12 protein-coding genes are annotated in these 15,076 nt (G+C 71.5%); 9 read left to right on the top strand and 3 right to left on the bottom strand.

All coding sequences use genetic code 11. From position 1 onward, the window contains the following. Positions 1-9: 9 nt before the first annotated feature. Together ACIA8D_RS09200 and ACIA8D_RS09205 are read right to left on the bottom strand one after the other, a co-directional pair. Positions 10-297, bottom strand: a complete 288-nt coding sequence (locus ACIA8D_RS09200; RefSeq protein ID WP_399230224.1) for an antitoxin — start codon at positions 295-297, stop codon at positions 10-12. A 34-nt stretch (positions 298-331) separates the two neighbouring features. Then, positions 332-610, bottom strand: a complete 279-nt coding sequence (locus tag ACIA8D_RS09205; RefSeq protein WP_399230225.1) for a hypothetical protein — start codon at positions 608-610, stop codon at positions 332-334. A gap of 183 nt (positions 611-793) precedes the next feature. Between ACIA8D_RS09205 and miaA the strand changes: the two genes are divergently transcribed. The 6 genes from miaA to hflX all read left to right on the top strand — a co-directional run bounded on the left by miaA (position 794) and on the right by hflX (position 8,752). Then, positions 794-1,732 carry a tRNA (adenosine(37)-N6)-dimethylallyltransferase MiaA gene (gene miaA, locus ACIA8D_RS09210; protein ID WP_399230227.1) on the top strand — a complete coding sequence of 313 codons (939 nt, stop codon included), beginning with the start codon at positions 794-796 and terminating at the stop codon, positions 1,730-1,732. 107 nt (positions 1,733-1,839) lie between these two features. Continuing rightward, complete coding sequence (locus tag ACIA8D_RS09215) at positions 1,840-2,307, top strand: hypothetical protein (RefSeq protein ID WP_385765961.1); 468 nt, start codon at positions 1,840-1,842, stop codon at positions 2,305-2,307. Positions 2,308-2,374: 67 nt separating this feature from the next. Further along, complete coding sequence (gene dapF / locus ACIA8D_RS09220; protein WP_399230229.1) at positions 2,375-3,244, top strand: diaminopimelate epimerase; 870 nt, start codon at positions 2,375-2,377, stop codon at positions 3,242-3,244. Positions 3,245-3,383: 139 nt separating this feature from the next. After that, complete coding sequence (locus tag ACIA8D_RS09225) at positions 3,384-5,513, top strand: RelA/SpoT family protein (RefSeq protein WP_399230231.1); 2,130 nt, start codon at positions 3,384-3,386, stop codon at positions 5,511-5,513. A 78-nt stretch (positions 5,514-5,591) separates the two neighbouring features. Then, a complete protein-coding gene (locus ACIA8D_RS09230) occupies positions 5,592-7,067 on the top strand; it encodes a M1 family metallopeptidase (protein ID WP_399230233.1) in 1,476 nt (491 codons plus the stop codon). A gap of 176 nt (positions 7,068-7,243) precedes the next feature. Then, positions 7,244-8,752: a GTPase HflX gene (gene hflX / locus ACIA8D_RS09235; RefSeq protein ID WP_399230235.1), complete on the top strand. Its 1,509-nt coding sequence runs from the start codon at positions 7,244-7,246 to the stop codon at positions 8,750-8,752. 101 nt (positions 8,753-8,853) lie between these two features. On the opposite strand, the gene ACIA8D_RS09240 is transcribed toward hflX, so the two are convergent. Next, positions 8,854-10,077: a trypsin-like serine peptidase gene (locus ACIA8D_RS09240; RefSeq protein WP_399230236.1), complete on the bottom strand. Its 1,224-nt coding sequence runs from the start codon at positions 10,075-10,077 to the stop codon at positions 8,854-8,856. A 494-nt stretch (positions 10,078-10,571) separates the two neighbouring features. Between ACIA8D_RS09240 and ACIA8D_RS09245 the strand changes: the two genes are divergently transcribed. The 3 genes from ACIA8D_RS09245 to ACIA8D_RS09255 all read left to right on the top strand — a co-directional run bounded on the left by ACIA8D_RS09245 (position 10,572) and on the right by ACIA8D_RS09255 (position 15,057). Beyond that, positions 10,572-11,987: a diaminobutyrate--2-oxoglutarate transaminase family protein gene (locus ACIA8D_RS09245; RefSeq protein ID WP_399230668.1), complete on the top strand. Its 1,416-nt coding sequence runs from the start codon at positions 10,572-10,574 to the stop codon at positions 11,985-11,987. Between the two features lie 99 nt (positions 11,988-12,086). Continuing rightward, positions 12,087-14,093, top strand: a complete 2,007-nt coding sequence (locus ACIA8D_RS09250) for an IucA/IucC family protein (RefSeq protein ID WP_399230237.1) — start codon at positions 12,087-12,089, stop codon at positions 14,091-14,093. A gap of 13 nt (positions 14,094-14,106) precedes the next feature. Beyond that, positions 14,107-15,057, top strand: a complete 951-nt coding sequence (locus ACIA8D_RS09255; RefSeq protein ID WP_399230239.1) for a GNAT family N-acetyltransferase — start codon at positions 14,107-14,109, stop codon at positions 15,055-15,057. The last annotated feature ends 19 nt before the right edge of the window (positions 15,058-15,076 follow it).

Below are 15,076 nucleotides of genomic sequence, written 5' to 3' on the forward strand. Positions count from 1 at the left end.
GGGCAGGCCTCACGACGCCGGTGGTGGGGGCGGCGACGGCGGATCGCCCCCGTCCCTGTCGTTCCCGTCGCCCCTGTCGCCCTTCGTGTCCGGCGCGGACATCCGGCCGACGGCGTCCTTCGCCTTGTCCGTGCCCGTCCGGATCTTGTCGCTGTACTTGCCCTTGGTCTTCTCGTCGACCAGCTTGCCGGCCTTGTCCAGGCCCTGGTCGATCTTGTCCCCGTGCTGCTGCGCGAGGTCCGAGACCTTGTCCTTGGCGGGGCCGAACTTGGCCTTCAACGAGTCCAGGAAGCCCATGGCTGCACCTTCCGTCGCACCGAACTCTCGGGAGCTACTTCCGGGCGCCCTCGCCTGCCTCGTTGTCCGCGGCCTGCTCCGCGGACTGCTGCTTCGGGATCTCCACGCCCTCCACCGCGGTGGCCTCGGTGCTCTCGCCCTCGGCCGCGGCCTCCGGGGCCTCCTGCTCCCCGGTGGGAGCCGCGGCGGCCTCGGTGGGCTCCTCGGCATCCGCCGCCTCCGGAGCGGCCGTCAGAGTGGCGGCCTGGGTCTCGGCGGTTGACGCCTCGTCCGCAGCGCTGGCCTTCCGGCGAAACCTGGCAAAAACGCCCATTTCAACTCCATACGTTACTCGTGTGGGCGAAATCCCGCCCTGACCCGGTGCGTCCCATTGCGACGGCCGGGGCGCCGGCTCTCGAAACCGGCGGCTGGAACCTCGCAACAGGCAACGAACCCGGACCTGTGGCGTCACGTAGCTCATTCGTGAACAGCTGCCCGGGTTTGCGAGACTGGGGCGGTGAGTAGCGCAGCTCCCGCCCCGCGGGTCATCGCCGTCGTCGGGCCGACCGCGGCAGGAAAGTCAGATCTAGGCGTGTTCCTGGCCAAGGAACTCGGCGGCGAGGTGGTCAACGCCGACTCGATGCAGCTGTACCGAGGGATGGACATCGGTACCGCCAAGCTGACGCCCGAGGAGCGCGACGGGGTGCCGCACCACCTCCTGGACATCTGGGACGTCACCGAGGCCGCCAGTGTCGCGGAGTACCAGCGCCTCGCCCGCGCGGAGATCGACCGGCTGCTCGCGGCGGGCCGCTGGCCCGTCCTCGTCGGCGGATCGGGACTCTACGTAAGGGGTGCCGTCGACAAGATGGAGTTCCCCGGCACCGACCCCGAGGTCCGCGCCCGCCTGGAGGACGAGCTCCGGCTGCGCGGCTCCGGCGCCCTGCACGCGCGCCTCGCCGCCGCCGACCCGGAGGCCGCCACGGCGATCCTGCCGAGCAACGGGCGGCGCATCGTCCGCGCCCTCGAGGTCATCGAGATCACGGGCAAGCCGTTCACCGCCAATCTGCCGGGACACGACTCCGTCTACGACACCGTCCAGATCGGCGTGGACGTGGCTCGGCCCGAACTCGACGAACGCATCGCCACGCGCGTGGACCGCATGTGGGAGGCGGGCCTCGTCGACGAGGTGCGCGCGCTGGAGGCCCAGGGGCTGCGCGAGGGCCGTACGGCATCGCGCGCGCTCGGCTACCAGCAGGTGCTCGCGGCGCTCGCGGGCGAGTGCACGCTGGACGAGGCGCGCGCGGAGACCGTCCGCGCCACCAAGCGCTTCGCGCGCCGTCAGGACTCGTGGTTCCGACGCGACCCGCGGGTGCATTGGCTCAGTGGGGCCGAGACGGAACGCGGGGAACTCCCGGCTCGCGCAATGTCGTTGGTCGAACGACCGGTTACAGCCTGATCACGTGATGGCATCGGGACGCTCCGGCCGTCATCCCGGCCTCTGTGGGCGTGCCATCATCGACCATCGATCGACCAGTGGAGTCCGGAGTGGGAGGGCGCGTGGCGATGGAGGCCGGCCCTCGTGACACCGCACCAGGCGGAGAGCAGCTCAGTACCGACGGTCCTGAGGCGGGCGCCGACGGCGTGATCGCCGACGGCCCCACCCCGGAGGAACTCGCCGCGCAGGACGAGGGCCAAGAGGTCGAGGTCGAGCTGCGCCCGCAGCGCAGGCTTCGCATCTGGCAGCTGGCACCCATCGTGATGCTGGCCGCGATCGGCTCACTGATGTTCGCGTTCCCGCTGTTCTTCGAGTTCGGCGACGGCGGCGCGGTCGTCGCCATGCTCGGCCTCCTGATCAGTTCCTGCGCCGCGGGCTGGGGCATGATGGCCGCCCGCCGGGTCGGCTACACGCTGCCGGGACTGCCGCCGCGGGGCTCGGGCAGCTGGCCGGACTGGCGGGTCGTGGGGGCGTACGTGGTCGTCGTCGCGGCGGTGGCCGTGCTCGCCGTGTGGCGCGTCGCACGCCTGCGCTGACCGCGCTCCGCGCCTCGTGCGGCACTCCGCCGACCAGGTTGTCGGTCCGATCTCGTACGATCGAGAAATGAGCACCTTCCTCAAGGGTCACGGGACCGAGAACGACTTCGTGATCATCCCGGACCCGGAGAACGCCGTCGCGCTCTCGCCGACCGCCGTCGCCGCCCTGTGCGACCGCCGGGCCGGCATCGGGGGCGACGGTGTGCTCCACGTCGTGCGCAGCGCCGCGCACCCTGAGGCGCGGCACATGGCCGACGAGGCGGAGTGGTTCATGGACTACCGCAACGGCGACGGCTCGGTGGCCGAGATGTGCGGCAACGGAGTGCGGGTCTTCGCCCGCTACCTCCAGCACGCCGGGCACGTCGGCGAGGGCGACCTCGCCGTGGCCACCCGGGGCGGCGTCAAGGTGGTCCACATCGACAAGGAAGGCCTGATCACGGTCGGCATGGGCAAGGCGGCGCTCCCCGAGGGCGGCGTCACGGTCAGCGTCGACGAGCGGACCTGGCCCGCGACGAACGTGAACATGGGGAACCCGCACGCGGTCGCCTTCGTGGCCGACCTCGCGCACGCGGGCTCGCTGTACGAGGCACCCCCCTTCGCTCCGGCGAACGCATACCCGGAGGGTGTGAACGTCGAGTTCGTCGTCGACCGCGGCCCGCGGCACGTCGCCATGCGCGTGCACGAGCGGGGCTCCGGCGAGACCCGCTCCTGCGGCACCGGCGCCTGCGCCGTGGCCGTCGCTGCCGCCCGCAGGGACGGCCTGGACCCGGCGGTGACCGGGGCTCCTGTCACATACGAGATCGATCTGCCCGGAGGCAGGCTGACGATCACCGAGCGTGCGGACGGCGAGATCGAGATGACCGGTCCCGCCGTGATCGTCGCGGAGGGTCGGCTCGACACCGACTGGTTCGCGGCGATCGAAACCGTAAACCAGTGAACCTTCGCTCGAATGGGTGATCCGTTTCACGCTCGGCGAGAGCGGGACTGCGCCACGTGATGGGCTCGGTAGCATCAAGCACCGGTCCGGACGGGTGCCGCCGCCAGCCCGCCGCCGGTCGACAAAGCCGGAGGTGCTCATGAGTGCGGAGGCGACCAACCCCGCGAACCCGGGACCGATCACGCCCGGATCGCAGCGCCGGCGCGGCCGCCCTCGGATCGACCTGCGACGTCTCGGCCGCGCCGCACTCCTCGGCCCCACCGCGCGCGGCCGCCTCCCCGACGCGATCGGCCACGTGGCGGAGGCCCACCGGGCCCACTACCCCGAGGCCGCCCTGGAGCCGCTGCACCGCGCCTACGTGCTGGCCGAGTCCTCGCACCGCGGTCAGATGCGCAAGAGCGGCGAGCCGTACATCACACACCCGCTCGCGGTGACGCTGATCCTCGCCGAGCTGGGCGCGGAGACCACGACGCTGACGGCCTCCCTGCTCCACGACACGGTCGAGGACACCGAGGTCACGCTCGACCAGGTGCGCAAGGAGTTCGGCGAGGAGGTCGCCTATCTCGTCGACGGCGTGACCAAGCTGGAGAAGGTCGACTACGGAGCGGCGGCCGAACCCGAGACCTTCCGCAAAATGTTGGTCGCGACCGGCAGCGACGTGCGCGTCATGTCGATCAAACTCGCCGACCGCCTGCACAACATGCGCACGCTCGGCGTCATGCGCCAGGAGAAGCAGGAACGGATCGCCAAAGTCACCCGTGACGTTCTGATCCCGCTCGCGGAGCGCCTGGGCGTGCAGGCGCTGAAGACCGAGCTCGAGGACCTCGTGTTCGCGATCCTGCGCCCCGAGGAGTACGGGCAGACGCGCGAGCTCATGACGTCCTACGCCCAGTGCACCGAGGGCTCCCTCGCGGGCTTCGCGACCGAGCTGCGCTCAGTGCTGCGCGAAGCGGGCCTGAGCGCCGAAGTCCTCATCAGGCCGCGGCACTTCGTCTCCGTCCACCGGGTGCGCCGCAAGCGCGGCGAGCTGCGCGGGGCCGACTTCGGGCGCCTTCTCGTGCTCGTGAACGAGGACGCGGACTGTTACGGCGTCCTCGGCGAACTGCACACGTGTTTCACGCCGGTGGTCTCGGAGTTCAAGGACTTCATCGCGGTACCGAAGTTCAACCTGTACCAGTCGCTGCACACCGCGGTCGCACGCAAGGACGGCGAGGTCGCCGAAGTCCTCATCCGTACGCACCAGATGCACAAGGTGGCGGAGGCGGGCGTCGTGGCGCTCGGCAATCCGTACGCGCCCTCCGGCGAGGAGCATCTGGACACCGTGGGCGAGCGCTCCGACCCCACGCGCCCCGGCTGGCTGAACAGGCTCCTCGACTGGCAGCAGTCCGCGCCGGACACCGACACCTTCTGGTCGACCCTGCGCGAGGACCTCGCCCAGGACCGCGAGATCGCCGTCTTCCGGCCCGACGGCGGCACCATCGGCCTCCCCGCCGGCGCCAGTTGTGTCGACGCCGCGTACGCGCAGTACGGCGAGGACGCCCACGCCGTCATCGGCGCGCGGGTCAACGGCCGCCTGGCGACGCTCAGTACGGTCCTCGGCGACGGCGACACGGTCCAGCTGCTCATGGCGGGAGTGGAGGGTAGCGCCGCCTCCGAGCCGTCGGTCGCCTGGCTCGACCACGCGCGTACGCCCGCCGCGCGCATCGCCATCCGCCGATGGCTTGCCGCCCATCCCGAGGGGCCGAGCGCGCCCCAGTCGCCGCCCAGAGCCCCGTACAGCGGCCCCTCGGCGCGGCCCTCCGCGGCGAACGCCGTGGTCGACCAGCCGGGCGCCACGGTGCGCCTCGCGGGCTGCTGCACGCCCGTGCCGCCCGACGAGGTGACCGGGTTCTCCGTGCGCGGCGGTGTCGTGACCGTGCACCGGGTCGCCTGCTCGGGAGTGGCGCGCATGAAGGACGCGGGGCGCGCGGAGGTCGGGGTGCGCTGGGCGGATGCCGACGCGGAGCCCGCCGAGTACCGGGTGACGCTGATCGCCGAGTCGTTCAGCCGCCCCCACCTGCTCGCCGACCTGACCGAGGCCATAGCGCTGGAGGGCGTCGCCATCATCTCGGCGACCGTCGACCCGCCGGACCAGGGCCGCGTCCGGCACACGTACACGCTCCAACTCCCGGACGCCGGGCACCTCCAGGGCCTCATGCGGGCGATGCGCAACGTTCCGGGGGTGTACGACGTGGGGCGCACGCGGCACGCGGCGGCGGGCGCGCTGTAGGACCACCCGGAACCCTCGTTCGGGTGGTGCGGCGCGTGCTGTACCGTGCACAGGGGCGCGCGCTGATAGCCGTAGGTCATGCTGCTCAGCTCCCGAACGCCCCGCGTCGCCGCTCTCCTCGCCGCCGGCGCCTCACTCGCCCTTGTCGCCGCGGCCGCGCCCGCCGAGCCGCTCGGCATCGGCGACCGGCTCTTCCCGCACCTGGGCAACCCCGGCTACGACGTCACCGACTACGACATCTCGTTCACGTACCACGGTGACAACAACAAGCCGCTGGACGCCGTCACCAGGATCAACGCCCGGGCGACCGCGGCGCTCGAGCGGATCAACCTCGACTTCTCGCACGGCACCGTCCGTTCGGTGACGGTCAACGGGGCGCCGGCGCGGTACGCCACCAAGGGCGAGGACCTGGTCGTCACGCCCGCCACGGCGGTGATGCCGGGCCAACCGCTGAAGATCGACGTACGGCACACCAGCGACCCCAGGCCCGGCAAGAAGGAAATCGGCTGGCTGCGCACCAAGGACGGCCTCGCGATGGCCAACCAGGCCGACGCGGCGCACCGGGTGTTCCCGTCCAACGACCATCCCTCCGACAAGGCGTACTTCACCTTCCGGGTCACCGCCCCCAAGGAGTACACGGCGGTCGCCAACGGTCTCCCCGTCGCGAAGAACGGCCTGCCTGCCGCGAACACGCGACAAGGAGGAGCCACGCAGTGGGTCTACCGCACCGCCCACCCCATGGCCACGGAGCTGGCCCAGGTCTCCATCGGCCGCTCCGCCGTGCTGCACCAGAAGGGCCCGGACGGACTTCCCGTGCGCGATGTCGTGCCGGCCAAGGACGTCAAGGCGCTGAAACCCTGGCTCAAGAAGACGCCGGGCCAGATCGCCTGGATGGAGGGGAAGGTCGGCAACTACCCCTTCGAGAACTACGGGCTGCTGATCGCCCACGCCTCCACCGGCTTCGAACTCGAGACGCAAACGCTCTCTCTCTTCGAGAGAGACCTGTTCACGCGCTCCGCGTACCCGAAGTGGTACGTCGAGTCGATCATGGTCCATGAGCTGGCGCACCAGTGGTTCGGCGACAGCGTCAGCCCCCGCACCTGGTCCGACCTGTGGCTCAACGAGGGCCACGCCACCTGGTACGAGTCCCTGTACGCCCAGGAGAAGGGCGAGCGACCCATGGTGAAGCGGATGCGCGCCGCCTACCGCGCGTCCGACGCCATGCGCGCCGACGGCGGCCCGCCCGCCGCGCCCAAGAAGCCCACGAGCGACGGCAAGATCAGCATCTTCCGGCCGGTCGTCTACGACGGCAGCGCCCTGGTCCTCTACGCCCTGCGCCAGGAGATCGGCGCGGACGCCTTCCAGCGCCTGGAGCGCACCTGGCTGGCCACGCACCGTGACTCCACCGCCACGACCGCGGACTTCGTGAAGCTGGCCTCGCAGCTGGCCGGACGGGACCTGAGCGGCTTCTTCGACGCCTGGCTCTACGGGAAGAAGACGCCTCCCATGCCGGGCCACCCGGACTGGAAGTCCGACCCGGTGTCGAAGCACTGACACGGGGAAACAATCCAGATGACGAGACGGCCCGTACCGTGCGAATATCGACGTCGTCGACGGCGCGGGCCACCGGATCGGCGCTCGCGGGAATCCCCGGAGCAGGTCGGGCGTTGTCACACATGACGGGTGGGACACCCGTCGCGTATCCCGAATCCCACAGACGTAAGGACCCAATGACCTCCTCTTCTTCCCCTTCCCAGGACGCGCAGAACATGGTGCAGAACCACACCGAGAGCCTTCGGGCCGATGCCCTGATGGAAGAGGACGTCGCCTGGAGCCACGAGATCGACGGAGAGCGGGACGGCCACCAGTTCGACCGCTCCGAGCGCGCGGCTCTGCGCCGTGTCGCCGGCCTCTCCACCGAGCTCGAGGACGTCACCGAGGTCGAATACCGACAGCTCCGCCTGGAGCGCGTGGTCCTCGTCGGCGTGTGGACGTCGGGAACGGTTCATGACGCGGAGAACTCCCTCGCGGAGCTCGCCGCCCTCGCCGAGACGGCCGGTGCGCTGGTGCTCGACGGCGTGATCCAGCGCCGCGACAAGCCGGACGCTGCGACGTACATCGGCTCCGGCAAGGCCATGGAACTGCGCGACATCGTGCTCGAGACCGGAGCGGACACCGTCGTGTGCGACGGTGAGCTCAGCCCCGGCCAGCTCATCCACCTGGAAGACGTCGTCAAGGTCAAGGTGGTCGACAGGACCGCCCTGATCCTCGACATCTTCGCCCAGCATGCCAAGTCCCGAGAGGGCAAGGCACAGGTCGCGCTCGCGCAGATGCAGTACATGCTGCCGCGCCTGCGTGGTTGGGGTCAGTCGCTGTCCCGGCAGATGGGTGGCGGCGGCTCCGGCTCCTCGGGCGGCGGCATGGCCACCCGTGGTCCCGGTGAGACCAAGATCGAGACGGACCGGCGCCGGATCCGCGAGAAGATGGCGAAGATGCGCCGTGAGATCGCGGAGATGAAGACCGGCCGCGACATCAAGCGCCAGGAGCGCCGCAGGCACAAGGTGCCCTCGGTGGCCATTGCCGGGTACACCAACGCCGGCAAGTCCTCGCTCCTCAACCGCCTTACGGGCGCGGGCGTCCTGGTGGAGAACTCGCTGTTCGCCACCCTCGACCCGACCGTGCGCCGGGCCGAGACCCCGAGCGGCCGCCTGTACACGCTGGCCGACACGGTCGGTTTCGTACGGCATCTGCCGCACCACCTCGTGGAGGCGTTCCGCTCGACCATGGAAGAGGTCGGAGACTCCGACCTGATCCTGCACGTCGTCGACGGTTCGCACCCGGTGCCGGAGGAGCAGCTCGCCTCCGTGCGCGAGGTCATCCGCGACGTCGGGGCGACGAATGTGCCCGAGATCGTGGTGATCAACAAGGCGGACGCGGCCGACCCGTTGGTGCTGCAGCGGCTGCTGCGCGTCGAGAAGCGCGCGATCGCCGTCTCGGCCCGCTCGGGCCAGGGCATCGAGGAGCTCCTGGAGCTCATCGACGCCGAACTGCCGCGCCCCGCGGTCGAGATCGAGGCCCTCGTGCCGTACACGCACGGCCAGCTGGTCGCGCGGGCGCACGCCGACGGCGAGGTGATCTCCGAGGAGCACACCCCGGAGGGCACGCTCCTGAAGGCGCGCGTCCACGAGGAACTCGCGGCGGAACTCACGCCGTACGCTCCGGCGGCCGTCGCTGGCTGACCGCTCGTACGAGGTACCGACGTACCGAACATGGCTGAGCCCCTCTCCGGTCGACCGGAGAGGGGCTCAGCCATGAGAACGGCCGCTCGCGCGGCGCGTGCCTACTGCCCGGCGAACTTCTTGCTCACCGAGTCGTAGATCCCCTTGGCCTCCTTGCCGAGCCGCGGGCCCGCGAGCCAGCCCGCAGTCACCGGGCCGATCGAGGTGTTGGACACCAGGGCCGGCTTGCCGTCGGCGCCCTGGCCGACCCAGCCGCCACCGGACGAACCGCCCGTCATGGTGCAGCCGATGCGGTACATCGTCGGGTCCGCGTCGTTCAGCGAGAGCCGGCCCGGCCGGTCCGCGCACTGGTACAGCCGCTGCCCGTCGAACGGCGGCGCCGCCGGGTAGCCCTTCGCGGTCAGCTGCGCGACCTTGGGCACTGCCGGCGCGTTGAAGTTCACCGGGAGCGCCGCACCCACCGTCTCCTCGAGGGACCGGGTGGTGCCGCCCTTCTCCGGCGTCACATGGATCACCGCGAAGTCGTACGATGCGCCCGCCCCGCCGCTCGGGCCGCCCTGCGCGATCCACTGGTCGGACGTCAGCGCCGCGTCACCCCACCACACGCCGTACGGCGCGACCTCGTTCTTGGGCGCGTTCTGCAGCTCCTGCGCGGACTTGCCGCTGTCGTTGTACGAGGGCACGAAGGCGATGTTGCGGTACCAGCCGCCGTTCTTGCCCGCGTGCACGCAGTGGCCCGCCGTCCAGAGCATGTTGGACTCGCCGGGGTGCGCGGGGTCGGTGACCACGGTCGCCGAGCAGACCATCGAACCCTTGGGGCCGTCGAAGAACAGCTTGCCCGCGTACGGGGCGTTCGCGTGGTACGGAGTGGACACGCCCGCGGCCGCCACCGGCTTCGGCTCCGGGTCCGTCACACCCTGGTCGCCGGATAGGTCGTTCTCGTCGACCTCGCCGCCGGTGTGCTTGTCGGCGTCCCGCATCCGGTTGGAGTCCCACAGACCGGCGATGATCGGGTTGACGAAGTCCTGCGCCTCACGCAGCCACTTGTCCTTGTCCCAGTTCTTCCACTCGCCGTCCTTCCACTTGTCCGGATCGATCCCGTGCTCCTTGAGCCGGTCCCCGATGTCGTCCGGGATCTTGAACTTGCCATCGCCCGCGGATGCCGAGGCGGTCGGCTTGTCGTTCGCGTTGTTCTCGCTCGGGCCGCAGGCCGTGGCGGTCAGAGCGACCACGGCACCGAGCGCGACCGCCGCCGCCACGGGGGACGTTCTGCTGCGCGCGCCTCGAGCGCGGCGCGCGGCGAACTGCGGGCGTATGGGTCGCATGTCGTGAATCCCCCTGGGCTTCGAAAGCTTGAACTGCCGTACGCGTGCGGTGGGGACGAGGCGAACCTCGCCGTCTCCGAACGGCACACCACCCTATGCCGGTGCCGTCGGGGACGGCCGACGGAACAGCAACGGTTCCGTCACGGAGGGATCTTGGAGCCGGTACGGATCGTTACGGGGCGGCGCGGTTCGGACTCATGGTGCGGGAGCGGCGGTTGCGGTGGCCCGTCGGCGCGGCAGGCCGCGAGCCGCGGCGGCGACGGGCCACTGGCAAAGGTCTGCTCATGAGTCCCGTACGAGCCGTGTTCCTCCGCCCGCCCCGTCGTTGGTACGTACGGGGGAACCGCGGTCGGCGTTCAGCGCACGCCGACCGGCCCCGCCGATCGGTGAGTCGAGGGGCCTTTTCGGCCGTATATCCAGCGGGAGGACCAACAGCCGTGGCGGTGACCGATCCTGTGCCTGTGACCGACCCTGAGATCATTGCGGCGCCCGCCGTGCCCGCCGCATCCGGCGGGGGAACACCGGGGGCCCCTGCCCGCGACACCGTCGCGCACGAGGGCATCCTGCGCCGTCAGTGCGCGCGGGAGTCCGCGGCGCGCACCTATGCGCGCGCCCTGCCGATCGTGCCGGTGCGGGCCCGCGGGCTCACCATCGAGGGCGCCAACGGCCGTCGCTATCTGGACTGCCTGTCCGGGGCGGGGACCCTCGCGCTCGGCCACAACCATCCCGTGGTGCTGGAGGCCATCCGCAAGGTGCTCGACTCGGGCGCGCCGCTGCACGTCCTGGACCTGGCCACGCCGGTGAAGGACGCGTTCACCACCGAGCTGTTCCGCACGCTGCCGCCCGGCCTGGCCGACCGGGCCCGCATCCAGTTCTGCGGACCCGCGGGCACCGACGCCGTCGAGGCCGCCCTGAAACTGGTCCGCACCGCCACCGGCCGCTCGGGCCTGCTCTCCTTCGCCGGCGCCTATCACGGGATGACCGCTGGAGCGCTCGAAGCGTCCGGCGGGGCGCAAGACGTCCGCGTCACGCGCCTGCCGTACCCGCAGGACTACCGCTGCCCCTTCGGTATCGGAGGCCCGCGCGGCGCCGAACTCGCCGCTCGCTGGACCGAGTCGCTCCTCGACGACACCAAGTCCGGGGTGCCGCAGCCCGCGGGCATGATCCTCGAACCGGTGCAGGGGGAGGGCGGCGTCATCCCCGCCCCCGATGCCTGGCTGCGCCGGATGCGAGCCGTCACCGAGCACCGCTCGATCCCGCTCGTCGTCGACGAGGTGCAGACCGGTGTCGGCCGCACCGGCGCCTTCTGGGCCGTGGAGCACAGCGGCGTCGTGCCCGACGTCATGGTCCTGTCCAAGGCCATCGGAGGCAGCCTGCCGCTTGCCGTGTTCGTCTACCGGGACGACCTCGACGTCTGGCCTCCGGGGGCGCACGCGGGCACCTTCCGCGGCAACCAACTCGCGATGGCCGCGGGCGCCGCCACCCTCTCGTACGTCCGCGAGAACGCCCTCGCCGAGCGTGCCGCCGACCTCGGCACCCGGATGCTCGAGCAACTCCGCAAGCTCTCCACCGAGTTCGACTGCGTCGGCGAGGTCCGCGGGCGCGGCCTCATGATCGGCGTCGAACTCGTCGACCCGGACGGCGCCGCCCCCACGCCCGCCGCCGCGGAACTCGCCGACGACCTGCTGTTGGCCGGGGCTGCCCCACTCCCGGCCGCGCCCCGACTCGCCGCCGCCGTCCGCGATGCCTGTCTGCACCGCGGCCTGATCGTCGAACTGGGCGGCCGCCACTCCAGCGTTGTCCGCCTGCTGCCTCCCCTGACCATCACTGACGAGCAGGCCGCGGCCATCGTGGACCGGCTCGCCGACGCCTTGGCGGCCGTCTCCCGCACCCGCCGTCACGAGCAGTAGGAGCGCCCGACGACACACCGCCACCAGCGACGGCAGTGACACGCCGGACCGGCCGGCCCACCGCCTCACGGAGCCCACCACCCCACGCTAGGAAGCCAGTTGAACGCCACCCCCGCATCCGACGGCCGTTCCCGTCCCACCGCCGGCGGATCCTGTGACACGCGAGCCCCGCGCGGCCAGGAGCCCGACTCGATCCCTCGGCAGCAGGGCGGCGACCAGGAGACCGATCGCCCCCGCACCCCCGTCGTCGATCTCCTGGAGCACCCGGACCCCGCGACGGCCGCCCAACTGGCAGCGGTCGAGAACCTGCTGCGCTGCTGGGTGCGTGAGAACAACATCGCTCCTCCTCCCTTCGGCGCGCTCCGCATCCCGCTGCCCGCGAGCGGCACCGTCCTCCTCGTCCCGGTCCATTACTGGTCACCCTCCGGCTGGCACCGCTTCGGCCTGCCGCACCTGGAGAACGCGCCGTCGCACGCCCCCGGCGTGGACGCCGTCGCGCTCGCCGCCCTCTTGAGCAGGGAGTCGGGCCACGGCGAAGCCGACGCCCCCGCCGCCGTCGGCGACTCTGCCCAGGACGCCCCCGCACCCGCCCCGGCCACCCGCGCACCCGACGGCGACAGCGGTGACCTGGTGGATCGCGTCGCCGATTCGCTGCGCCGCACCACCGACTTCATCGCGGACCGCCGCCACCGCCCCGAGGACCAGGCCGACCCCTTCCTCGCCGCGGAGCAGGCGCTGCTCCTCGGACACCCGCTGCACCCGACCCCGAAGAGCCGCGAAGGGCTCTCCGACGCCGAAGCGGGCCGCTACTCACCGGAGTTGCGTGGCTCCTTCCCCCTGCACTGGATCGCCGTCTCCCCGGACGTCCTCGCCCACGACTCGGCCTGGACCGAAGACGGCCGCGCCCGCACCGCCGCCGAGCTCACCGCACACCTGGCAGGCACCGGGCTCCCATTGCCCGCAGGGCACGCCGCGCTGCCCGTGCACCCATGGCAACTGCGGGAACTGCGTGACCGCCCCGCCACCGCCGCCCTCCTGGACGCCGGACTGCTGCGCGACCTGGGCCCGCACGGCGAACCCTGGTTCCCCACCTCCTCCGTCCGCACGCTGTACCGGCCGGGCGCGCCGGCCATGCTCAAGCTCTCCCTCGGCCTGCGCATCACCAACTCCCGCCGGGAGAACCTCCGCAAAGAACTTCACCGGGGCGTCGAGGTCCACCGGCTCCTCGGCACGGGCCTCGCCGAGCAGTGGCAGGCCGCGCACCCCGGCTTCGACGTCCTCCGCGACCCGGCCTGGCTCGCCGTCGACGGCCCGGACGGCGAGCCCGTGCCGGGTCTTGACGTGATGATCCGCACCAACCCCTTCCGCTCCCACGACGACGCGGTGTGCGTCGCCGGCCTCGTCTCGCCCCGGCCGACCGCCCACCCCGCCGCCGACTCGACCGCCGCCCCGGCCGACCGCACCGGCCACCCGGCCATGAGCTCCCGCCTCGCCGACACCGTGACCCGACTCGCGGCCCGCACCGGACGGACCCGCGAAGCCGTGTCCACCGAGTGGTTCGTGCGGTATCTGGAACACGTCGTACGCCCCGTGCTCTGGCTCGACGGCGAAGCCGGCGTCGCCCTGGAGGCCCACCAGCAGAACACCGTGCTGCTCCTGGACGCCGACGGCTGGCCCGTCGGCGGACGCTCCCGGGACAACCAGGGTTACTACTTCCGCGAGTCCCGCCGCGCCGAGCTCGAACAACGGCTGCCGGGCATCGGCGTGCACAGCGACACCTTCGTCGACGACGACGTCACCGATGAGCGATTCGCCTACTACCTCGCCATCAACAACATCCTCGGCCTGATCGGAGCCTTCGGTTCCCAACGCCTCGCCGACGAACAGCTGTTGATCGCCACGTTCCGCCGCTTCCTCGGCGAGGCAGCCCGCGGACCGAACCGGCAGCGCAGCACACTGCCGAGCCTGCTGCTCGACTCGCCCACGCTGCGCTGCAAGGCCAACATGCTCACCCGGCTGCACGGCCTCGACGAACTCGTCGGTCCTGTCGACACCCAGTCCGTCTACGTCACCATCGCCAACCCCTTTCATTCCCGTCGTACCTGAGAGGAGCGTCGCCGTGCCTCCCACCGATGCGAGCACCGACGCCGACACCACTCCCACCACCGACCGCCACGCGCCCGCCCCACCTGCCGCGAACGCGAACGCCGACGACGCCAGCCACGTCGACAACGCCGACAACGCAGGCCATGTCGACAGCGCAGGCGACGCGGACAATGCAGCCGACGCGGCCAACGCGGCGGGTGCGCAGGGCGCTCGGAGCGCGGAGCACACGTGGAGCGCGGACGGTGCGGACGGCGCGGACTGTGCCGACTTCCAGGACACCCTGGACCTGCGGCTCCCCGACGAACTGCTCGCGCTCCTCGCGGAGCAGGCCGGCGGCCGCCGAGACACTCCCGAGCCCACGGCCGTGACCGAGCACGACCTGCTGGACGACGTGGGGGAGTGGGGACCGGTCACCACTCCCTCAGGCGTGTTCCAGCTCGTCCCGGTGCGTGTCGAGCGAGACCTGGCGGTCATCAGCCGCTGGATGAACGATCCCGCCGTGGCCGCCTTTTGGGAACTCGCGGGACCCGCCACCGTCACCGCGGAGCACCTGGCGCCCCAACTCGACGGCGACGGACGCAGCGTGCCCTGCCTCGGCGTCCTCGACGGCGTGCCCATGAGCTACTGGGAGATCTACCGCGCCGACCTCGACCCGCTGGCCCGCCACTACCCCGCCCGCCCGCACGACACCGGAATCCACCTCCTCATCGGTGGCGTCGCCGACCGCGGACGAGGACTCGGCACCACGCTGCTCAAAGCCGTCGCCGACCTCGTACTCGATCATCGCCCGCGCTGTGCGCGCGTCATCGCGGAACCCGACCTTCGCAACACCCCCTCCATCTCCGCCTTCTTGGGCGCGGGATTCCGCTTCTTCGCCGAGGTGGACCTCCCCGACAAACGGGCCGCGCTCATGGTCCGTGACCGCGCCCTGCGCAACGTGCTCCAGGCCAGTCACTCTCAGTAACGAACCTCGACCCGATCCG

The organism is Streptomyces sp. NPDC051684, assembly GCF_044453445.1.
Lineage (GTDB): Bacteria > Actinomycetota > Actinomycetes > Streptomycetales > Streptomycetaceae > Streptomyces.

Coding starts and splice junctions, on each gene's coding strand:
- ACIA8D_RS09200 (WP_399230224.1), bottom strand. CDS start 297: ATGGGCTTCCTGGACTCGTTGAAGGCCAAGTTCGGCCCCGCCAAGGAC.
- ACIA8D_RS09230 (WP_399230233.1), top strand. CDS start 5,592: ATGCTGCTCAGCTCCCGAACGCCCCGCGTCGCCGCTCTCCTCGCCGCC.
- ACIA8D_RS09240 (WP_399230236.1), bottom strand. CDS start 10,077: ATGCGACCCATACGCCCGCAGTTCGCCGCGCGCCGCGCTCGAGGCGCG.
- ACIA8D_RS09225 (WP_399230231.1), top strand. CDS start 3,384: ATGAGTGCGGAGGCGACCAACCCCGCGAACCCGGGACCGATCACGCCC.
- dapF (WP_399230229.1), top strand. CDS start 2,375: ATGAGCACCTTCCTCAAGGGTCACGGGACCGAGAACGACTTCGTGATC.
- ACIA8D_RS09215 (WP_385765961.1), top strand. CDS start 1,840: ATGGAGGCCGGCCCTCGTGACACCGCACCAGGCGGAGAGCAGCTCAGT.
- ACIA8D_RS09205 (WP_399230225.1), bottom strand. CDS start 610: ATGGGCGTTTTTGCCAGGTTTCGCCGGAAGGCCAGCGCTGCGGACGAG.
- hflX (WP_399230235.1), top strand. CDS start 7,244: ATGACCTCCTCTTCTTCCCCTTCCCAGGACGCGCAGAACATGGTGCAG.